Genomic DNA, 19741 nt, shown 5'->3' with positions numbered 1-19741 from the left:
GACCGGAACCGACCATGCTCGCCTCGCCGATCAACCTGCACGCCTGGATCGAGGACAACCGCCACCTGCTCAAGCCGCCGGTGGGCAACAGGATGATCGACAACGGCGACTTCATCGTCATGGTGGTCGGCGGGCCCAACGCGCGCACCGACTTCCATTACGACGAAGGCCCGGAGTGGTTCTACCAGCTCGAGGGCGAGATGGTGCTCAAGGTGCAGGAGGACGGCGCGGTACGCGACATCCCGATCCGCGCCGGCGAGATCTTCCTGCTGCCGCCGCGGGTACCGCATTCGCCGCGGCGCCCGCCGGGCGGCATCGGCCTGGTGGTCGAGCGCAAGCGCCTGCCGCACGAACTCGACGGCGTGGCCTGGCATTGCGAACGGTGCAACCACAAGCTGTACGAAGAGTTCTTCCACCTGGGCAACATCGAGACCGACCTGCCCAGGGTATTCGACCGTTTCCATTCCTCCCTGCAGCACCGCACCTGCATGCAGTGCGGCGCGGTGCATCCGCTGCCGGCACAGGGCTGAGCGCCCTCCGGCACGCACCGCCACACGCCCCCGTAGGAGCGGCTTCAGCCGCGATGGGGCTTTACCGGTCGAACCCTTCGTCGGGCAAGCCCCATCGCGGCTGAAGCCGCTCCTACGACCGTGTGCCGCGGGCCGGCGGTACACTGCGGCAACCCTTCAATGCGCGCGCCACGATGAACGAAATCCTGTCCCCGGCCCATGCCACCGCGCTCGATGCGGCAGATCCGCTGCGCCAGCTGCGCGGCCAGTTCCTGTTCCCGCAGCACCAGGGCGCCGACCAGGCCTACTTCGTCGGCAACTCGCTCGGCCTGCAGCCGCGCGGCGCGCAGGCGATGGTGCAGGAGGTGATGGACCTGTGGGCGCGCATCGCGGTCGAAGGCCACTTCACCGGCCCGACCCATTGGATGAACTACCACCGCCTGGTGCGCGACCAGCTGGCGCGCGTGGTCGGCGCGCAGCCGGTGGAAGTGGTGGCGATGAACACGCTGAGCGTGAACCTGCACCTGATGATGGTCAGCTTCTACCGGCCCACGCGCGAGCGCCCGGCGATCCTGATGGAAGCCGGCGCCTTCCCCACCGACCGCCACGCGGTCGAGGCGCAGATCCGCTTCCATGGTTTCGATCCGGCCACCGACCTGATCGAAGTGCAGCCGGACGAGGCCAACGGCACGCTGTCGATGGCGGCGATCGAACGCGCCATCGCCGAGCACGGCAGGCGCGTGGCATTGGTGTTGTGGCCCGGCGTGCAGTACCGCACCGGACAGGCGTTCGACCTGGATGCGATCACCCGGCTGGCACGCGCGCAGGGCGCCAACATCGGCTTCGACCTGGCCCACTCGGTCGGCAACGTGTCGCTGGCGCTGCACGATGTCGCCCCCGATTTCGCGGTGTGGTGCCACTACAAATACCTCAACGGCGGCCCGGGCGCGGTCGCCGGTTGTTTCGTGCACGAGCGCCACGCCCGCGACACCACGCTGCCGCGCTTCGCCGGCTGGTGGGGCCATGAGCAGGCCACGCGCTTCCGCATGGCGCCGGAGTTCGTGCCCGAACTGGGCGCCGAGGGCTGGCAGCTGAGCAATCCGCCGGTGCTGGGGCTGGCGCCGCTGCGCGCCTCGCTGGAACTGTTCGACCAGGCCGGCATGGAAGCGCTGCGCGCCAAGTCGCTGCAGCTGACCGGCTACCTGGAGACGCTGGTGCGCGCACGCCTGTCCAACGTGCTGCAGATCGTCACCCCCGCCGAGACCGGGCGGCGCGGCTGCCAGTTGTCGCTGCGCGTGGCCGGCGGACGCGAACAGGGCCGTTCGCTGTTCGAATACCTGCAGTCGGTCGGCGTGCTGGGCGACTGGCGCGAGCCCGACGTGATCCGCATTTCCCCGACCCCCATGTACAACCGCTACCGCGACGTGCTGCGCTTCGTCGAGGAAGTGGAAGCCTGGGCCGGCCCCTGATCCAACGGAACCACCGACTTGAGCGTTTCCTCCCCGCGTCACCTGACCCTGATCGGCGCCGGCCTGGCCGGCTCCCTACTCGCCATCCTGCTCTCGCGCCGCGGCTGGCGCGTCACCGTCTACGAACGCCGCGGCGACCCACGCGTGGCCGATTACGAAAGCGGCCGCTCGATCAATCTCGCGCTGGCCGAACGCGGCCGCAACGCACTGCGCCAGGCCGGCGTTGAAGCGGCGGTGATGGAGCGCACGGTGATGATGCGCGGACGCATGGTGCACCCGCGCGATGGCGGTGCGCCGCAGCTGCAGCGCTACGGCCGCGACGACAGCGAAGTGATCTGGTCGGTGCACCGCAAGGACCTCAACACCACCCTGCTGCAGCTGGCCGAGGACGCCGGCGCCCGCTTCCATTTCCACCGCCGCCTGCACACGGTGGATTTCGACGCCGGCTATGCGCGCTTCATCGACGACCGCGACGACCAGCCGCACGACATCCACTTCGATACGCCCCTGGTCGGCGCCGACGGCGCCGGCTCGGCGCTGCGCGCGGCGATGAACCGCAAGTCGCCGCTGGGCGAACGCACCGAGTTCCTCGACCACTCCTACAAGGAGCTGGAGATCCCGCCCGGTGTCGACAACGGCTTCAGGATCGAAGCCAACGCACTGCATATCTGGCCGCGCGGCCGCTACATGTGCATCGCCCTGCCCAACGACGAAGGCACCTTCACCGTCACCCTGTTCCTGCCCAACGAGGGCGATCCGAGTTTCGCCACGGTGCGCAGCGGCGCCGAGGCCGAGGCTCTGTTCGCGCGCGAGTTCGCCGACGCGCTGCCGCTGATCCCGCACCTGCGCCGCGACTGGGAACAACACCCGCCCGGCCTGCTCGGCACCCTGCACCTTGACCGCTGGCACCTGGGCGGCAAGGCGGTGCTGCTCGGCGACGCCGCGCACGCGATGGTGCCGTTCCACGGCCAGGGCATGAACTGCGCGTTCGAGGACTGCATCGCGCTGGCGGACCTGCTGGAAAGGCACGAGGATCCCGCGCGGGCCTTCGCCGCCTTCGAGGCCGAGCGCAAGCCCAACGCCGCGGCGATCCAGCAGATGGCGCTGGACAACTACCTGGAGATGCGCGACCACGTCGCCGACCCGGTCTTCCTGCTGCAGCGCGAACTGGAACAGGAACTGCAGCGGCGCTGGCCCACGCGCTTCGTGCCGCACTACACCATGGTCACCTTCCTGCACACGCCGTACGCGGTGGCGCTGGAACGCACGCGGCTGCAGCAACGCATCCTCGCCGCGGCCAGCGCCGGCCACGCCACGCTGGAGCATATCGACTGGGCCGCGCTGGAGGACATCATCCAGGCGCAGTTGCCGGTGCTGGAAGGAGCGTACTGATGACCCGTGCCCGACAGGCAACGACGCCGTCGCCACGACCGGCGAAAACCACTGGCCGACGGTAAGACACCCATGCCCGATACCTTCCTGTTCTACGACCTCGAGACCTTCGGCCAGGATCCGCGCCGCACCCGCATCGCGCAGTTCGCCGCGGTGCGTACCGACGCGCAGCTGCAGGCCATCGAGGAGCCGGTCAGCTTCTTCGTCAGGCCGGCCAACGACCTGCTGCCCTCGCCCATCGCCACGCTGATCACCGGCATCACGCCGCAGTGCGCGCTGGCCGAGGGCGTGAGCGAGGCCGAGGCCTTCGCCCGCATCGCCGAGCTGATGGCGCGCCCGCAGACCTGCACGCTGGGCTACAACACGCTGCGCTTCGACGACGAGTTCGTCCGCCACGGCCTGTTCCGCAATTTCTTCGACCCCTACGAGCGCGAGTGGCGCGGCGGCAACTCGCGCTGGGATTTGCTGGACATGCTGCGGCTGGTGCATGCGCTGCGCCCGGACGGCATCGTCTGGCCGCAGCGCGAGGACGGCGCTACTTCGTTCAAGCTCGAGCACCTGGCCCTGGCCAACGACGTGCGCCAAGGCGATGCGCACGAGGCGCTGTCCGACGTGCATGCCACCATCGGCATGGCGCGGAAGTTCCGGCAGGCGCAGCCGCGCATGTGGGACTACGCGCTGAAGCTGCGCGACAAGCGTTTCGTCGCCAGCCTGCTGGACATGGTGGCGATGCAGCCGGCGCTGCACATCTCGATGCGCTACCCCGCCAGCCGCCTGTGCGCGGCACCGGTACTGCCGCTGGCCACGCACCCGCACATCGGCAACCGGGTCATCGTGTTCGACCTGGACAGCGACCCGCAGGCGCTGCTGGACCTGTCCGTGGAGGAGATCACGCAGCGCCTGTATACCCGCGCCGCCGACCTGCCCGAAGGCCAGCAGCGCATCCCGCTCAAGGAAGTGCACCTGAACAAGGTGCCGGCGCTGGTGGCCTGGAACCACCTGCGCGCCCCCGATTTCGAGCGGCTGGGCATCGACCCGGCGGCCGTGGAGGCGCGCGCCGCGCAGCTGCGCGCGCATGGGCCCGAACTGGCCGAGAAGGTACGCCGGGTGTTCGCCCGCGAGCGTCCGGCCGAGGGCCCGCCCGATCCCGACGGCGCGCTGTACGACGGTTTCCTCGCCGAGGGCGACCGCGCGCAGCTGGCGCGCGTGCGCACCTGCCCGCCCGACGCGCTGGCCGGGATGGAAGCGAACTTCCGCGACCCGCGCCTGCCGGAGCTGCTGTTCCGCTACCGCGCGCGCAACCATCCGCACACGCTGGATGCCGGCGAACGGGCGCGCTGGGACGACTACCGCCATCGCCGCTTCACCACGCCGGGCATGGCCGAACAGACGATGGACGAATACCTGGCGCAGATCAGCACGCTGCGCGGCGAACACCACGACAATCCCGCCTCGCTGGCCCTGCTCGATGCACTGGAGCAGTGGCGCCACACCCTGCAGGAAACGCCATGACCGCCTATTTCAGCGACGCCAGTTTCAAGTTCCTGCGCGGCCTCGCCCGCCACAACGAGAAGCCCTGGTTCGCAGAACACAAGCACCAGTACGAAGAACACGTGCGGCAGCCGTTCCTGCGCCTGATCGCCGACCTGCAACCGGACCTGGCGCAGGTCAGCGCGCATTTCCGCGCCGACCCGCGCACCGTCGGCGGCTCGCTGTTCCGCATCTACCGCGACTCGCGCTTCTCCAATGACAAGACCCCGTACAAGACCTGGCAGGGCGCACGCCTGTTCCATGAGCGCCGCAAGCAGGTGCCGGCGCCGTCGTACTACATCCACCTGGCGCCTGGCGAGAGTTTCGTCGGTGCCGGCATCTGGCATCCAGAGCCGGACACGCAGCGCCGCATCCGCCAGTTCATCTTCGACAATCCCGGCAGCTGGAAGGCCGCCGCGCATGCGCCGGCCACGCGCCGGCGCTACGAATTCGAGACCAGCGAAAAGCTGGTGCGCGCGCCACGCGGCTTCCCCGCCGATTTCGAATGCATCGACGACCTCAAGCATCGCAACTGGGTGCTGTGGCGCCCGCTGGACGATGCAGTCATGACCGGTCCGCGCCTGCGCCAGACGCTCGCCACCGACCTTGCCGCGCTGGGGCCGTTCGTCGATTACCTCTGCGCGGCGCTGGACCTGGAATTCTGAGGCGACCGGGTTCACGCCGGCCCGCCGGATTTGCGGCACCCTAGCCGGCAGTCGCCCAACGGAGCCGCCGCCATGGCCGCCATCCATCACCAGATCTGGATCGACGCACCGCTGGCCACCGTCCACGCCGGCCTGGCCACGGCCGGAGGCCTCGGCCGCTGGTGGATTCCCCATGCCAGCAGCGTGATCGACGGTGCCAGCGTGCTCAGCCACAACCCCGGGCCGGCGCATGGCGTGGTGGCGATGCAGGTACTCGACGCCCCCGAACGCTGCGTGCGCTGGGAAGTCATCAGCCGCCACCCGGCGCAGAGCCCGGCCTCGGCCTGGACCGGCACCGAGATCCGCTTCGAGCTGTCGCGCCGCGCCAGCCCCGGCGCCTGGCGCGGCCTGCCGCATGAAGGCGAACCGATGACGGTAGTGGAATTCCATCACCTGGGCTGGAACCCGGACAGCGAATTCCTGGGCTTCTGCAGCCAGGCCTGGGCCGAAACCCTGGTGATGCTGCGGCGCTGGGCCGAATCCCATCCCGAACTGCCGGTCTGAGCCGCGGAGCATGCGCATGAAGAAATGGCTGCTCCCGGCCTTCGCCGCGCTGCTGGTACTACTCGCCGCCTACGTCGCCGCTGGCCCCTGGCTGGCGATCCACGGCATCGGCAAGGCAATCGAACAGCGCGACGCGGCGCGTCTTTCGCGCTACGTCGATTTCCCCGCGCTGCGGGTCAACCTCAAGGCGCGGCTCGACGACCAGCTGGTGCGACGGGCCGGCAGCGACCTGCAGTCCAGCCTATTCGGGGTCGTGGCGCTGGGCGTGGCCGGCCGCCTGACCGGCGCGGCAGTGGACGTAATGGTCACGCCCGCCGGCATCGCCGCCCTGCTGCAGGGCCATGGCGTGTGGAAACGCGCCACCGGCGATACCGCCGACGGCGACACCTGGGGCCCGCCGGCGCCCGCGCGGCCGTTGCAGGGCGCGCGCGGGCGCTACGAATCGCTGTCGCGCTTCACCGCCACCCGGCGACTCGACGGCGGCGGCGAAGTAGTTTTCGTGCTGACCCGGCAGGGCCTGCGCTGGCGCCTTACCGACATCGTGTTGCCATCGGGCGACGCATCCGGCTGAGGACGCCGCGCTCGAAACCGGCACCGGCCGCGGCAGGCGCCGGCCCTGTCTCAGGCGATAAGCCGCTGCGGCTCCTCCAGCGTGCTTGCGGCCAGGAACGCTTCCAGCGAATCGTCCATCGCCTCCATCCACGGCGTGTGGTGCGGCGGCGCCAGCGTGCCGGTCAGCACCGAACGGTAGCTGCGGTTGCGGTAGCCGAGGATGTCGTCCTTCTTGTCGCGCTTCCATTGCTTGAACAGCGTCGCCACCGCTTCGACATCGAAGTCAGGATAGTCGCTGGCGCCGAGCAGGTCGCGCACGTAGGCGGTCTGGAAATCGATGTCGTCGTCGGCATTCCGGCAGGCTTCCTCGCGTTCCAGCCAGGCCCGGCTGTCGGCGCGCATCGCCGCCTCGTCCGGCAGCTCCATCGTGCCGAGGATCGCATCGCGCGCGCACCAGGCCTGCGCATCGAACATGTTGAAGGTGTAGTACTGGTCCTGCATGCCCAGGTACATCAGTTTCGGGTTGTCGATCCAGAACACGCCCTTGTACAGGTCGCCCGGATACAGCCGGTTGCGGGTACGCAGGGTCAGCGCGTCGGGCAGGAACGGGAAATGATGCTGGTAGCCGGTGCACAGGATGATCGCGTCCACGTCCCGGCTGCTGCCGTCAGCGAAATGCGCGGTATTGCCGTCCACCCGCAGCAGCAATGGCTTCTCGTCGAACGCGTCCGGCCAGTCGTAGCCCATCGGTACGCTGCGGTAGCTGAAGGTCACCGAACGCGCGCCGTACTTGTGGCATTGCGTGCCGATGTCCTCGGCCGAGTAGCTGCTGCCCACCAGCAGCAGGTCCTTGCCAGCGAACTCGCAGGCATCGCGGAAATCGTGCGCGTGCAGCACGCGTCCCGGGAAACGTTCCAGCCCCTCGAAGAACGGCGCGTTGGGCGTGGAGAAATGCCCGGTGGCGACGATCACGCGGTCGAATTCCTCGCTGACCAGTTCGTCCTTCTCCAGGTCGCGCACGCTGACGGTGAACCGGCCGCTCTGCTCCGAGTACTCCACCCATTGCACCGCCATCCTGAAGCGGATCTGGTCGCGCACGCCGCTCTTCTCGATGCGGCCCATGATGTAGTCGCGCAGCACCGCGCGCGGCGGGTACGAGGCGATCGGGCGGCCGAAGTGCTCCTCGAAACCGTAGTCGGCGAATTCCAGGGCTTCCTTCGGCCCGTTGGACCAGAGATAGCGGTACATGCTGCCGTGCACGGGTTCGCCATAGGCGTCCAGTCCCGTGCGCCACGTGTAGTTCCACATTCCCCCGAGGTCGGACTGCTTTTCATAGCAGACGATCTCCGGCACGTGTGCTCCGGCCCTGCGGGCGGATTCGAAGGCACGCAGTTGCGCCAGGCCACTGGGGCCGGCGCCAAGGATGGCGATACGCATGGTCATTCGGGTTGTTTCTCCTGTGTAGCCGTCGCCGCGCTGGACGCGACGACACTGCGCAAGGGCGCGTTATGCGCCGCGCGGGAGAAACAGCCGTTCAGTCCCACGCAGCGCGCGAAACACCCGGTGGCCGCCAGCAGGCGGCCATGGCGAGAGGATGGGAAGGCGCAGACGCCACCGGCCGGGGAACATGCCCCGCCCCTTCGTCACCGGGTGGGTGCTGTGCGGGGGGATCTGCCGCATTCGTGCAGACCAGGATGCGGCGAAGCGCCGCCGGGAATAACCCGCGAAAGCGTTTCCATCCTAATGTGATGCACCTGAAACGGCAACCGCGTGTACCGTGTCGACCATGGCCGGACACGGATCCGCCGCGACGCCATCGCCTGCATCGCCCAACGCCGTCCAGCACCGGGGATGCCCGCCATCCACCGCTGCGGCGGAACGATGTTCCTGCCATTCATCGCGCGCCGCCATGCGCCCGGCCCGAATTCCCCCGGTCAAACGGAGCCCCGGATGAGAACACTCAGGATCATCGAACACATCTCGCTGGATGGGGTGATCCAGCATTCAGCCGACGAAAGCGGATTCCCTTTCAGCGACTGGAGCGCGCCCTACCGGACGCCGGCTGGCCGCGAGGAAATCACCCTGGCCCATGGCAGCGGCTTCGATCTGCTGCTGGGACGGCGCACCTATGACATCTGGTCGGACTTCTGGCCACAGGCACCGCACGGCGCGCTGGCCGACAATCTCAACGCTGCGACCAAATACGTCGCCACCCATCGCCCGGCAAGCCTGGCATGGGGGCCGGCCGAAGGCATCGGGCCGGACATCCTCACCGACATCCGCCGCATCAAGTCCCAGGGTGTCCGCCCGCTGATCCTGTCGGGCAGCTCCACGCTCACATCGCCCCTGCTCGAACACGCGCTCGTGGACGAGGTACTGCTGGTCGTCTATCCGCTGCTGCTCGGCACCGGCAAGCGTTTCTTCGCGGACGGAACCCCGGCATGTACGTTCGAGCTGGCCGACTCGAAGGCGCTGCCGTCCGGCGTCGTCCTCAACAACTATCGGGTGGTCGGGCCATTGAAAGCCGGCAAACGCGGTGTCACCGGGTAATGCGCGCGGACACGGCCACCGGGCCTGATCGATGCGCTGCACGCCCACGTCGCCAAGCCTGCGTGAAGCCGCTCGTTCCCGCATGGTGCTAGCATGCCCATGCAGGCGATGCCTGCCACGCGCGCTCCGCGCAGCCGCCAAGGCAGTTGCCCGCTCCGCTCTCCTTTCCCTGCGCCATCGGCACCGGCTATCCGGACGGCCGCTCAATGGGAGCATCCTGTGCCCGCACGTTCGGTCTGCAAACCGGCAACGCGCCCGCGGTATCCCCTCCACATCCGCCCCGGCAGGCACCCGCTGGCCGCGGCCCGCCTGGTCCGCAAGCGGGTAACCACGGCGCGCGCCACGCCGTGCCACACGCAGCGAGGCATGCGTTGAAACCGTCCACCTGCCAGACGCCCACCGCTGTCCACTGCACGTCTTGCGATGCGGTGTGCTGCCGCCTGACGGTGGTACTGGGCAGCGAGGACAGCGTGCCTGCGCACCTGACCACGCGCCTGCATGGCCTGCCGGTCATGGCCCGCGATCCGGAGGGCTGGTGCGTGGCACTGGATGGGCAGAGGATGAATTGCCGGATCTATGCAAGCCGACCGGCGGTATGCAGATCCTTCGTCATGGGCGGCCCCTACTGCAAGGCCGTCCGCGAGGAATACGCGCATCCGGGAAGCCGCACCATTGAATCGACACTTGCATGAGGAATAAAGATGAGCACCATCCGCAAGTCAGGCATCGCAGCCCCCAGAAGAACCGGTTCGAGCTTCGCCAGCCCACCCCAGCAGGGCCCGCTGACCGGTGAGCGCATCGCCGAGGACCTGGTCGCATTCGGCAAGGCCGGGGGAAAGATCGAGGTACTCGGCAACACCCCCTTGCGTGGCAAGGCTCAAGCCGTGAAACCCGCCCCGACCGATCGCGGTGGCAAGGCGGTACCGGCAACCGCCGATACTCCCCCGGAAAAAGCCTGATCCTTCCCCTCCCCAACGGACGACAACTTTGGCCAAGATCAATTATTCATTCGAGAAACGCCAGCGCGAGCTGGCCAAGAAGAAACAGAAAGAAGAGAAGCTCGCCAGGAAGCGCACCGGACAGGGCACATCGACGACCGATGCCGCCGACCGCCCTGCATCCACCTCGTGAGGCATCGACCGCACCCATGCACCACATGCATGGGTGCCGCCATCGGCATCAATGCGGGATCGGCAATCGATACGTGGCCGCGCCGCGCTGATTGTTGATGGCGCGCATCCTGTACGCCACTTCGGACGGCTGCGCGGCGAGATGATCCTGCCGCTCTTTCAGTCACGCCGATCCAAGACATCCGGTCTGCAGCAGCGTTCACCACGCCTGCCGGACCGGAGATGGAAGCGATACGCAGGATTCCGCCAGCATGGTCATGCGGGCGGGAATCACGAGTTCTCCCCGTCATCTTCAACGTTGCATGCGGCCCTGCGGTCCAATGAAAAAGCCCGGCTCGAAGCCGGGCTTTTTCATCAAGCGATAGCCGGTCGGATCAGACCACGCGGACCTGGTCGGCCTGCATACCCTTCTGGCCCTTCACCGCCACGTAGGTGACCTTCTGGCCTTCCTGCAGCGACTTGAAGCCGGACGATTCGATCGAACGGAAGTGGACGAACAGGTCTTCGCCGCCGCCATCCTGGGTGATGAAGCCAAAACCCTTGGCGTCGTTGAACCACTTCACGGTACCGGACTGGGACTGGGACATTTCAATGCTCCTTGTTACGGATGAAGCCGCATTCGCGGCAGGGACGCTGATTTCAAGGAGAATTGAGAAGCGGGTGCAACAGTGTAGAGAAGGTATCTACAGCATCGGGCCACGATTCAAGGTGACCCTTGTAATTCAGCCCGTGCACCGTAGAGACTTTCCGCGCGCAAAGCAAATGCAGGCCGGGCCGCGATTCAGTTTGGGCTGCCGATGCCGGCGCAGCTGCGTTTTCCAACGCGTCGCCGGATCGTCGAACACTTCATGATCCGACACACCCCGCCCTTCCCGGCGATGCCCATGTCCGCCCCGCTGGCGTCAGCGGCAATCCGTCGACACGCTGTTGGCAGCGCGGCGCGGCGGAGCAGATACGGGGGCCTCCGCCGCCCGGCCGCAATGACCTGGCCGCCATACCGGCCGTGTACGCCACGGCATGCGTGAAACCACACATCGCCCGACGCATCGCTCAAGCCACCGCGGCCCTGCAGGCGGCCAGCGAAGGGGGACTGGCGGGCCACGCAGCGCGCCATGGGATCGAGCCCTTCAGCGCGCCGCCCGTTGCCAAGCCGCGGCCAATCGCCTGAATCCAGCCCGCAGCTGCCCGCGCGCCCCCCAGGGCAACGCCGCCAGCGCCGCATCGACCGGCCCCGGTTGCGGCCTGCCGTTCCAGGCGATAGCGACCTTGTTGCTCATGTCCGGTTCGTCCAGTTTCAGCACGTTGCCATGGAAACTGCGGCGCAGCCGCGCAAGGTGCGCGCGGGTGTCGGTGTCGTAAAGATTGCTGGCCATGACGCCGTCGGCGCCGAGCGCGGCGCGGCAGTCGTCGTAGAACGCCTGCGTGGACAGCGCCGCGGGGATCCCCTGCGCGTCGTAGGCGTCGAGCAGCAGCAGGTCGAAACAACCGCGATGACCGCGCAGCCAGCGTGCGCCGTCGACGCATTCGACATGCAGGCGCGCGTCGTCCGCCGGGATCTGGAATTCGCCGCGCAGGGCGATCACATCCGCATCATTCTCCGCCACGTCGATGCGCGCCGAGGGCAGATGCAGGTGGCAGAACTTGGTCTGGGCCCCGCCCCCCAGCCCGATGATGCCGATGCGGCGCGGATCCGGATGCAGCCACAGCGCGGCGAGCATGGTGCGGGTATAGCCCACGTGCAGCCGCTGCGGGAACCAGCGCGACATGCGCGTCTGGGTGACGTCGCCATGGAACTGCAGTTCCACATGCCGCCAGGTACGGCGGACGTGGGCGCCTACCCCGCCGCTCATTCCACGCGGTCGGCGTTGGCGATGCCGTGCGGCACGTGCCCGGCGGCGACGCTGTGATGCTGGCGGGCGCTGTCGATGTTGTGCTGGGAATCGTCGAAGAAGATGTCCGCGCCGAACGCTTCCAGGAACGGCCCCTTGTGGCGTCCGCCGAGGAACAGCGCCTCGTCCAGGCGCACGCCCCACTCGCGCAGGGTGCGGATCACCCGCTCGTGCGCCGGCGCCGAACGCGCGGTGACCAGCGCGGTGCGGATAGGCGCCTCCTCGCCCGCCGGGAACGCGGCCTGCAGCGCATGCAGGGCTGACAGGAAGCTGCGGAACGGCCCGCCGCTGAGCGGCTCGTGCGCGTTCTCGCGCTCGTGCCGTCCGAAAGCCTCCACGCCCTGCTCGCGTGAGATGCGCTCGCCCTCGTCGCCGAAAATCACCGCGTCGCCATCGAAGGCGATGCGCAGTTGCGTCGACGGGCGCCCGGTATCGGTGGCAGCGGCGGCGGCGGACACCTCGCCGGCGCCGCGCGGCAGGATGGTGGCCGCGGCGATGCCATGCACCAGCGCGCGCCGCACCGATTCGGGGTTCGCCGACAGGAACAGGTCGGTGCCGAACGGCTTGACGTAGGGCCAGGTCGGCTCGCCGGCGGTGAAGGTGGCGCGCACGATGCCCAGGCCGTAGTGCTGGATGGAATTGAAGATGCGCAGCCCGGTATCGGCCGAATTGCGCGAGAGCAGGATCACTTCCACCCGCGGCGTTTCCGTCGGCGTGCCACCGTTCAGGGCCAGCAGCTTGCGCACCACCGGGAAGGCCACGCCGGGCTTGAGGATGTCGTCCTCGTGCTCGCGCTGATAGGCCGCGTAGGCCTCCACGCCCTCGCTTTCGAACAGCGCATGCCCCTCTTCGAGGTCGAACAGGGCGCGCGAAGTCACCGCGACGGTGAGCAGTCTGGGAGTGTTGTCGCCCATGGATGGACCTGACAGGAAAAGCGGGGGGATGGGAGCCAGTCTAACCGGAAGCCCCGCTGCCGATGGCAGCCTCCGCAGAAGCGCCTCAGGTGTCGACGGACGTCACCGACAGAACCCCGTCGCCACCGGTGTCGCTTGTACGGAGCCCTCGCTTTGCGCTCAGAACTCGAACTGCTCGCTGAGGATGCGCTCTTCCAGGTTGTGTTCGGGATCGAACAGCAGAGTCACCCGCCGCTCGCGCGACTCGCGGATGGTCACTTCCACCACGTCGCGGGTCTCGTGCGAATCGGCGGTGACGCTGACCGGCCGCTTGTAGGGGTCGAGCACGCGGAAGCGCACCTCGGTCTCGGCCTTGAGGATGGCGCCGCGCCAGCGCCGCGGGCGGTACGGCGCAAGCGGCGTCAACGCGATGGTGTTCGAGCCCAGCGGCAGGATCGGCCCGTGCGCCGAGTAGTTGTAGGCGGTGCTGCCGGCGGGCGTTGAGACCAGCACGCCGTCGCAGATCAGTTCCTCCACGCGCTGCTGGCCGTTGAGGTCGATGCCGATATGCGCCGCCTGCCGCGTCTGCCGCAGCATCGACACGTCGTTGTAGGCCAGCGAGCCGACCGTGGTGCCCGACTCGGTGCGCGCGATCATCTCCAGCGGGCGCAGGTGCGCTGGTTCGGCCTGCGCCAGCCGCTGCGGCAGGTCGTCTTCGCGGTGGTGGTTCATCAGGAAACCGACCGTCCCCAGCTTCATGCCGAACACCGGTTTGCCCATGCCGCCGAAGCGGTGCAGCGTCTGCAGCATGAAGCCGTCGCCGCCCAGCGGGCACAGCACGTCGGCATCGTCGGGCGCATGGTCGCCGTAACGCGCGGCCAGCCGCTCGCGGGCCTGCTGCGCGGCCTCGACGGTGCTGGCGAGAAAGGCGATGCGGGGGGACATGGCCATCGTCGGTTGCTGGAAGGATTGCCGAGGATAACCCGCAACGGCGAACGCTGCCGCGGCACTCCAGCGCATGCTATCGATCCCGAACGCGGGCAAGCCACACGGCCAGAGCGCCCTCGCCTTCCGCCCCGCAGGAGCGGCTTCAGTCGCGATTGCCGCTGCACTACGCCCGGAAAGCACTCGCGGCTGAATCCGCTCCTGCAGCCGAAAGCACCGCGGCCAAGGCCGCTCCCACCGCAACGACCGTTGCTTTCGCAGGAGCGGCCTTGGCCGCGATGTTGTATCCAGCAGGTGCCTACCACCGGTCGGCCCCCTCTGCCATCCTTCTGGAGCAGAGCCCCCCTTTGTTAAGGGGGGCACGGCGACAGCCGCGGGGATAGGCAAACCGAGGGCGGTGCCGAAAGCCTGCATCGCAGGCTTTCGGGTCGGGCCGGTTTCACCGGCCCGACCACGGGGTCAAACCCCGTGTGCCGCCAGCTGGCCCAGGCGCTGCACCGCGACAGAGACGGTCGGGTAGTCCAGCGTCTTCTGCTCGGCCAGCTCGGCCAGCATCGCCAGGGTGAAGCGCAGGCCGCTGTCCTCGCGGCCCAGCCAGGCGGCGACCTTGGCCTCGGCACTGGCGCCCTTCATCGACAGCACCTGGCCGGCGAGGTTGCGCTGGTGCGCGGCCAGCTCGTCGCGCAGCACGCCGCGGGCAACGGCGTGCCAGCGGCCGTTGACCTCCAGCGCGTCGATCTGCTCGAACAGCCACGGCATCTGCAGGGCTTCGCCCAGGCGGAAGTGGACCTTGGACACGTCCACCGGCTTGAGCTTGCGGGTGCGGGCCAGTTCGATGATGTCGAACGCCGGTTCCAGGAACTGCAGCTCGGACAGCTGCTGCGCCAGCGCCGCCGGCAGGCCCTTTTCCTTCCACTGCTTGACGCTGGCCTCGTAGGCCGGGCGCTGCGAATCCGGCAGCACGCCCGAGGCGATGCGGATGTCGTTGAACGGCCCCTGGTAGCGTTCGACCGCGGCGGTGATGCCCGGCATCGCGCCCGGACGGTTCAGCAGCCAGCGCACGAACGCACGCTGCAGCTTCCAGATCACTTCCAGCGCGTCGACCTGCACGGCCTCCGGCAGGGTGCCGTCCAGCGCGTCGATCTGCGTCCACAGCGCGCGCGCGTCCAGCGTCTCGCGGCTGATGGTGTAGGCCTTGGCGACCTCGGCCACGCTGCGGCCGGTATCTTCCTGCATGCGCATCAGGAAGGTGGCGCCCATGCGGTTGATGGTCTGGTTGGTCACCGCGGTGGCGATGATCTCGCGCTTCAGGCGGTGGCCGTTCATCGCGTCGGCGTACTTCTTCTGCAGCGGCTGCGGGAAGTAGCGCAGCAGCTCCTTGGACAGGTACGGATCTTCCGGGATGTCCGATTCCAGCAGCTGCTGGAAGGCGACGATCTTGGAGTAGGACAGGATCACCGACAGTTCCGGACGGGTCAGCCCCTGGCCGCGCAGCTTGCGCGCGGACAGCTCGGCGTCGGACGGCAGGAACTCGATCTGGCGGTCGAGCAGGCCCTGCTGCTCCAGCGTGCGGATGAAATGCTGCTTGGAACCCAGGCGCTTGACGCTCATCCGCTCCATCAGGCTGATGGCCTGGTTCTGGCGGTAGTTGTCCATCAGCACCAGCCCGGCGACCTCGTCGGTCATCGAGGCCAGCAGCTTGTTGCGCTGCTCGACGGTGAGCTTCTTGGCGCGCACCACGTCGTTGAGCAGGATCTTGATGTTGACTTCGTGGTCGGAGGTATCGACGCCGGCGGAGTTGTCGATGAAGTCGGTGTTGAGCAGCACGCCGTTCTGCGCGGCTTCGATGCGGCCCAGCTGGGTCATGCCCAGGTTGCCGCCCTCGCCCACGATCCTGCAGCGCAGCTCGCCGCCGTTGACGCGCAGGCCGCTGTTGGCGCGGTCGCCGACTTCGGCGTTGGTCTCGCTGGCCGCCTTGACGTAGGTACCGATGCCGCCGTTCCACACCAGGTCCACCGGTGCCTTCAGCGCGGCGTTGATCAGGTCGGTCGGGGTCATCGACTTGATGCCGGCGTCGATGCCCAGCGCCTCGCGCACCTGCGGGGTGATCTCGATCGACTTGAGCGAGCGGGCATAGATGCCGCCGCCCTTGCTGATCAGCTTGGCGTTGTAGTCCGCCCAGCTCGAGCGCGGCAGTTCGAACAGGCGCTGGCGCTCCTTGAACGAGCTGGCCGCCACCGGGGTCGGGTCGAGGAAGATGTGGCGGTGGTCGAAGGCGCAGACCAGCTGCACATGCTCGGACAGCAGCATGCCGTTGCCGAACACGTCGCCGGACATGTCGCCGATGCCGACGCAGGTGAAGTCCTGCTTCTGGCAGTTGCGGCCCAGCGCACGGAAGTGGCGCTTGACCGACTCCCACGCGCCGCGCGCGGTGATGCCCATGCCCTTGTGGCTGTAGCCGACCGAGCCACCCGAAGCGAACGCATCGTCCATCCAGAAGCCATGGGCCCGGGCGATGCCGTTGGCGATGTCGGAGAAGGTCGCGGTGCCCTTGTCGGCGGCGACCACCAGGTACGGATCGTCCTGGTCATGGCGCACCACGCCTACCGGCGCCACGATCTTGTTGCCCACGATGTTGTCGGTGATGTCCAGCAGGCCGTTGATGAAGCGCTTGTAGCAGGCCACGCCTTCGGCGAACCATGCGTCGCGGTCGAGCGCCGGATCCGGCAGCTGCTTGGCGAAGAAACCGCCCTTGGAGCCGACCGGCACGATCACCGTGTTCTTCACCATCTGCGCCTTGACCAGGCCCAGCACCTCGGTACGGAAATCCTCGCGGCGGTCGGACCAGCGCAGGCCACCACGGGCCACGGCGCCGAAGCGCAGGTGGGTGCCTTCCACGCGCGGGCCGCACACCCAGATTTCGCGGTACGGGCGCGGCTTGGGCGCATCCGGCACCTTGGCGGCGTCGAACTTGAAGCTGATGTAGTCGGCCGGGCCGCCGTCGGCGCGCACGCCGTCCTTGCGCTGCATGTAATAGCTGGTGCGCAGGGTGGCTTCGATCGCGCCGATGAAGCTGCGCAGGATGCGGTCCTCGTCCAGGCTCGACACGCCGTCCAGCAGCTTGACCAGGGCGTCGTGCACCAGCGCCATGCGCGCGTCACGGTTGCCGCCGCGCGCCTTGACCAGGCCCTCGAGCAGCTTGACGGTGGCGGCGTCGCCGCCGGCCAGCGCCTTGAACTGCGCCAGCTGCGCGTCGGCGGTGGCCTTGTCGGTGGCCGGCGCCGGGTCGAAGCGGGCTTCGAACAGCTCCACGATCAGGCGCGCCAGCAGCGGATAGCGGTTGAAGGTGCCTTCGACGTAGGCCTGCGAGAACGGCACGCCGATCTGCAGCAGGTACTTGCAGTAGCCGCGCAGCATCGCCACCTGGCGCCAGTCCAGGCCGGTGGCCAGCACCAGGCGGTTGAAGCCGTCGTTCTCGGCCTCGCCGTGCCATACACGGGCGAAGGCATCGGCGAAGGCCGCGCTGGCGGCAGCCGCGTCGATGGCGCCGACGGTCGATTCGACCTCGAAGTCCTGCACGTAGACCGGCGCGTCGTCCACCATCAGGCGGTACGGACGTTCGGCGATCACGCGCAGGCCCATGTTCTCCATCATCGGCAGCACGTCGGACAGCGGGATGTCCTTGAGCTGGCGGTACAGCTTCATGCGCAGGCCATCGGCACCGTCGCGGTGGATCGGCTGCAGGCTCAGGCGCAGGTCGTCCGGGCCGGTCAGCGCGTCGAGCTGGGCCACGTCGGCGGCGGCGATCTCGGCGCTGGAGTCCTCGATGTAGCCGGCCGGCAGTGCCTTGCCGATGCGCGAGGCGATGCGCAGGCCTTCGCTTTCACCATGGCTGGCGACCAGCGCCTCACGCAGGTCGTCCTGCCAGTTGCGCAGGGCATGGGCCAGGCGCTTCTCCAGGCCCTCGGTGTCCAGGTCCAGGCTCTGCCCGGCCTTCGGGCGCACGATCAGGTGCAGCTGCGCCAGCGGCGAGTCGCCCAGCACCACGCTGGAATCGACGTATTCGCCCTGCAGCGCGTCGCGCAGCAGGGCCTCGATGCGCAGGCGCACATCGGTGTTGAAGCGCTCGCGCGGCAGGAACACCAGCGCGGAGATGAAGCGGCTGAACTTGTCGCGGCGCAGGAACAGGCGGCTGCGCACGCGCTCCTGCAGGCCGAGCACGCCCATCGCGGTGCGGAACAGTTCGTCCTCGCTGGACTGGAACAGCTCCTCGCGCGGCAGCGATTCGAGGATGTGGCGCAGCGCCTTGCCGCTGTGGCTGGACGGGCTCAGGCCCGAACGCTTCATCACGTTCTCGTAGCGCTGGCGCACCAGCGGGATTTCCCACGGGCGGCGGTTGTAGGCGCTGGAGGTGAACAGGCCCAGGAAGCGCTGTTCGCCGACGATCCTGCCCTTGGCGTCGAACTCCAGAATGCCGATGTAATCCATGTAGCCGCCGCGGTGGATGCGCGAACGGGCATTGGTCTTGGTCAGGATCAGCGCGTCGGTCAGGCCGCTGGTGGTGTTCAGGCCCTGCGCCGCCAGCCCCTTGACCGGACGCGCCACCGAGGTGTCCTTGCCGCGCATCAGCCCCAGGCCGGTGCCGTTCTGCGCGGCCAGCACGTCTTCCTTGCCCTGCTTGCCGACCTTGTATTCGCGGTAGCCGAAGAAGGTGAAATGGTTGTCCGCGGCCCAGCGCAGGAATTCCTGCGCCTCATGGCGCGACTCCTCGCTCACCGGCAGCGTGCGCTTGCCCAGGTCGTCGGCCAGGGCCAGCGCCTTGTCGCGCATCGGCTCCCAGTCCTTGACGATGGCGCGCACTTCTTCCAGCGCCTCGTTCACGCGCTTGGCCACCGCGTCCATCGCTTCGGCCGGCTGGCGGTCGATCTCCAGCAGCATCACCGACTCCGGCGAACCCTCGCCGACGCCGGCCAGCTTGCCGGCCTTGTCGCGGCCGAGCGCGATCACCGGATGGCCCAGCACGTGCACGCCAACGCCCATGTCGGCCAGCGCCAGCGAGACGGTATCCACCAGGAACGGCATGTCGTCGTTGACGATCTGCAGCACGGTGTGGGCCGACTCCCAGCCGTCCGTCTTCAGGACCGGGTTGAACACGCGCACGTTGGCCTTGCCCGGCTTGCGCACGCGGGCGAACTCCAGCATGCCGGCGGCCAGTGCCGCCCAGTCCTCGGCGCGATGCGCGTTGAACTCATCGGCTTCCATGCGCTTGTAGAAGGCCGAGGCGAATGCCACCGCCTGGGCCTGTGCCGCGGCGGGGTAACGCTTGCGCAAAGCCGCGAAAACCGGCTCCAGGGACAGGCCGGCCTCGGAAACACTCTGCTTGGCAGCCGGTTGGGATTTCGTTTTTGCGGACTTGGCAGCGTTGTTTTGCGATTTCATGGTTGAGCTTTCAGTGGGCTCCTGGGGAGGCGCGATTGTAGCCCCCGCTGTCCGAAGAGCATTGTTGCAGGGCCGCAATCAGGCTTTGCAAAAACCCTTCAAAACAAGCCCAACCAACTGTTTTAAAAAAGGTTTTCACCAAGAAGACCGTTCGCTGTCGATGCTCGGGAACAGCAGCGGGAAGCGCCTTTCCGCGCTGCTTTACCAATTGTGAACTGGACGGTATAGTCCAAAC

Annotated in this window: 18 protein-coding genes; 12 read left to right on the top strand and 6 right to left on the bottom strand. The window is 68.1% G+C overall.

Features of this window, described 5'->3' with window-relative positions:
- Positions 1–14: 14 nt before the first annotated feature.
- From ABB22_RS08430 to ABB22_RS08400, 7 genes are all read left to right on the top strand, one after another.
- Positions 15–530, top strand: a complete 516-nt coding sequence (locus ABB22_RS08430; protein ID WP_055764872.1) for a 3-hydroxyanthranilate 3,4-dioxygenase — start codon at positions 15–17, stop codon at positions 528–530.
- 173 nt (positions 531–703) lie between these two features.
- Complete coding sequence (gene kynU / locus ABB22_RS08425; RefSeq protein ID WP_055764870.1) at positions 704–1978, top strand: kynureninase; 1275 nt, start codon at positions 704–706, stop codon at positions 1976–1978.
- A gap of 18 nt (positions 1979–1996) precedes the next feature.
- The gene (locus ABB22_RS08420) at positions 1997–3370 is read left to right on the top strand and encodes an FAD-dependent monooxygenase (RefSeq protein WP_055764868.1); all 1374 of its coding nucleotides are present in this window, start codon (positions 1997–1999) and stop codon (positions 3368–3370) included.
- Between the two features lie 72 nt (positions 3371–3442).
- Positions 3443–4882, top strand: a complete 1440-nt coding sequence (gene sbcB, locus ABB22_RS08415) for an exodeoxyribonuclease I (protein WP_055764866.1) — start codon at positions 3443–3445, stop codon at positions 4880–4882.
- On the top strand, positions 4879–5565 hold the full coding sequence (locus ABB22_RS08410) for a DUF2461 domain-containing protein (RefSeq protein WP_055764864.1): 687 nt from the start codon (positions 4879–4881) through the stop codon (positions 5563–5565). The genes sbcB and ABB22_RS08410 overlap by 4 nt, the downstream gene beginning before the upstream one ends.
- Positions 5566–5637: 72 nt before the next feature.
- On the top strand, positions 5638–6108 hold the full coding sequence (locus ABB22_RS08405) for an SRPBCC family protein (protein WP_055764862.1): 471 nt from the start codon (positions 5638–5640) through the stop codon (positions 6106–6108).
- 16 nt (positions 6109–6124) lie between these two features.
- Positions 6125–6679 carry a DUF2939 domain-containing protein gene (locus tag ABB22_RS08400; RefSeq protein ID WP_055765423.1) on the top strand — a complete coding sequence of 185 codons (555 nt, stop codon included), beginning with the start codon at positions 6125–6127 and terminating at the stop codon, positions 6677–6679.
- A 50-nt stretch (positions 6680–6729) separates the two neighbouring features.
- Here ABB22_RS08400 and ABB22_RS08395 read toward each other — a convergent pair whose 3' ends face one another.
- Positions 6730–8103 carry an NAD(P)-binding domain-containing protein gene (locus tag ABB22_RS08395; RefSeq protein ID WP_055764859.1) on the bottom strand — a complete coding sequence of 458 codons (1374 nt, stop codon included), beginning with the start codon at positions 8101–8103 and terminating at the stop codon, positions 6730–6732.
- Positions 8104–8430: 327 nt separating this feature from the next.
- On the opposite strand from ABB22_RS08395, the gene ABB22_RS08390 reads away from it, so the two are divergent.
- From ABB22_RS08390 to ABB22_RS18545, 4 genes are all read left to right on the top strand, one after another.
- On the top strand, positions 8431–9210 hold the full coding sequence (locus tag ABB22_RS08390) for a dihydrofolate reductase family protein (RefSeq protein WP_235504210.1): 780 nt from the start codon (positions 8431–8433) through the stop codon (positions 9208–9210).
- Positions 9211–9581: 371 nt separating this feature from the next.
- A complete protein-coding gene (locus ABB22_RS17785) occupies positions 9582–9902 on the top strand; it encodes a YkgJ family cysteine cluster protein (protein ID WP_235504209.1) in 321 nt (106 codons plus the stop codon).
- A gap of 9 nt (positions 9903–9911) precedes the next feature.
- The gene (locus ABB22_RS18500; RefSeq protein WP_082443468.1) at positions 9912–10169 is read left to right on the top strand and encodes a hypothetical protein; all 258 of its coding nucleotides are present in this window, start codon (positions 9912–9914) and stop codon (positions 10167–10169) included.
- Between the two features lie 28 nt (positions 10170–10197).
- Positions 10198–10341, top strand: coding sequence for a hypothetical protein (locus tag ABB22_RS18545; protein WP_162838911.1), 144 nt, complete (start codon positions 10198–10200; stop codon positions 10339–10341).
- A 373-nt stretch (positions 10342–10714) separates the two neighbouring features.
- Here the strand turns inward: ABB22_RS18545 and ABB22_RS08385 are convergent, their stop codons facing one another.
- The 5 genes from ABB22_RS08385 to ABB22_RS08365 form a co-directional block, all read right to left on the bottom strand.
- The gene (locus ABB22_RS08385; RefSeq protein ID WP_055764855.1) at positions 10715–10927 is read right to left on the bottom strand and encodes a cold-shock protein; all 213 of its coding nucleotides are present in this window, start codon (positions 10925–10927) and stop codon (positions 10715–10717) included.
- A gap of 540 nt (positions 10928–11467) precedes the next feature.
- Positions 11468–12190, bottom strand: a complete 723-nt coding sequence (locus tag ABB22_RS08380; protein ID WP_055764853.1) for a spermine/spermidine synthase domain-containing protein — start codon at positions 12188–12190, stop codon at positions 11468–11470.
- Entirely contained in the window at positions 12187–13143 is a 957-nt protein-coding gene (locus ABB22_RS08375; protein WP_055764851.1) for a 5'-nucleotidase, read from the bottom strand. Before ABB22_RS08375 ends, ABB22_RS08380 begins: the two co-directional genes overlap by 4 nt.
- Positions 13144–13302: 159 nt before the next feature.
- The gene (locus tag ABB22_RS08370) at positions 13303–14073 is read right to left on the bottom strand and encodes an NAD kinase (RefSeq protein ID WP_055764849.1); all 771 of its coding nucleotides are present in this window, start codon (positions 14071–14073) and stop codon (positions 13303–13305) included.
- A gap of 453 nt (positions 14074–14526) precedes the next feature.
- Complete coding sequence (locus tag ABB22_RS08365; protein WP_055764847.1) at positions 14527–19506, bottom strand: NAD-glutamate dehydrogenase; 4980 nt, start codon at positions 19504–19506, stop codon at positions 14527–14529.
- Between ABB22_RS08365 and ABB22_RS18730 the strand changes: the two genes are divergently transcribed.
- Positions 19448–19720, top strand: coding sequence for a hypothetical protein (locus tag ABB22_RS18730; RefSeq protein WP_235504241.1), 273 nt, complete (start codon positions 19448–19450; stop codon positions 19718–19720). The genes ABB22_RS08365 and ABB22_RS18730 overlap by 59 nt on opposite strands.
- The last annotated feature ends 21 nt before the right edge of the window (positions 19721–19741 follow it).

The organism is Stenotrophomonas nitritireducens (assembly GCF_001431425.1).
GTDB lineage: Bacteria > Pseudomonadota > Gammaproteobacteria > Xanthomonadales > Xanthomonadaceae > Stenotrophomonas > Stenotrophomonas nitritireducens.
This window is presented reverse-complemented; position numbering and strand designations above follow the sequence as displayed.

Coding starts and splice junctions, on each gene's coding strand:
- ABB22_RS08370 (WP_055764849.1), bottom strand. CDS start 14,073: ATGGCCATGTCCCCCCGCATCGCCTTTCTCGCCAGCACCGTCGAGGCC.
- ABB22_RS08400 (WP_055765423.1), top strand. CDS start 6,125: ATGAAGAAATGGCTGCTCCCGGCCTTCGCCGCGCTGCTGGTACTACTC.
- ABB22_RS08385 (WP_055764855.1), bottom strand. CDS start 10,927: ATGTCCCAGTCCCAGTCCGGTACCGTGAAGTGGTTCAACGACGCCAAG.
- ABB22_RS08395 (WP_055764859.1), bottom strand. CDS start 8,103: ATGACCATGCGTATCGCCATCCTTGGCGCCGGCCCCAGTGGCCTGGCG.
- ABB22_RS08430 (WP_055764872.1), top strand. CDS start 15: ATGCTCGCCTCGCCGATCAACCTGCACGCCTGGATCGAGGACAACCGC.
- ABB22_RS08405 (WP_055764862.1), top strand. CDS start 5,638: ATGGCCGCCATCCATCACCAGATCTGGATCGACGCACCGCTGGCCACC.
- kynU (WP_055764870.1), top strand. CDS start 704: ATGAACGAAATCCTGTCCCCGGCCCATGCCACCGCGCTCGATGCGGCA.
- ABB22_RS08365 (WP_055764847.1), bottom strand. CDS start 19,506: ATGAAATCGCAAAACAACGCTGCCAAGTCCGCAAAAACGAAATCCCAA.
- ABB22_RS18500 (WP_082443468.1), top strand. CDS start 9,912: ATGAGCACCATCCGCAAGTCAGGCATCGCAGCCCCCAGAAGAACCGGT.
- ABB22_RS08410 (WP_055764864.1), top strand. CDS start 4,879: ATGACCGCCTATTTCAGCGACGCCAGTTTCAAGTTCCTGCGCGGCCTC.
- ABB22_RS08375 (WP_055764851.1), bottom strand. CDS start 13,143: ATGGGCGACAACACTCCCAGACTGCTCACCGTCGCGGTGACTTCGCGC.
- sbcB (WP_055764866.1), top strand. CDS start 3,443: ATGCCCGATACCTTCCTGTTCTACGACCTCGAGACCTTCGGCCAGGAT.
- ABB22_RS08380 (WP_055764853.1), bottom strand. CDS start 12,190: ATGAGCGGCGGGGTAGGCGCCCACGTCCGCCGTACCTGGCGGCATGTG.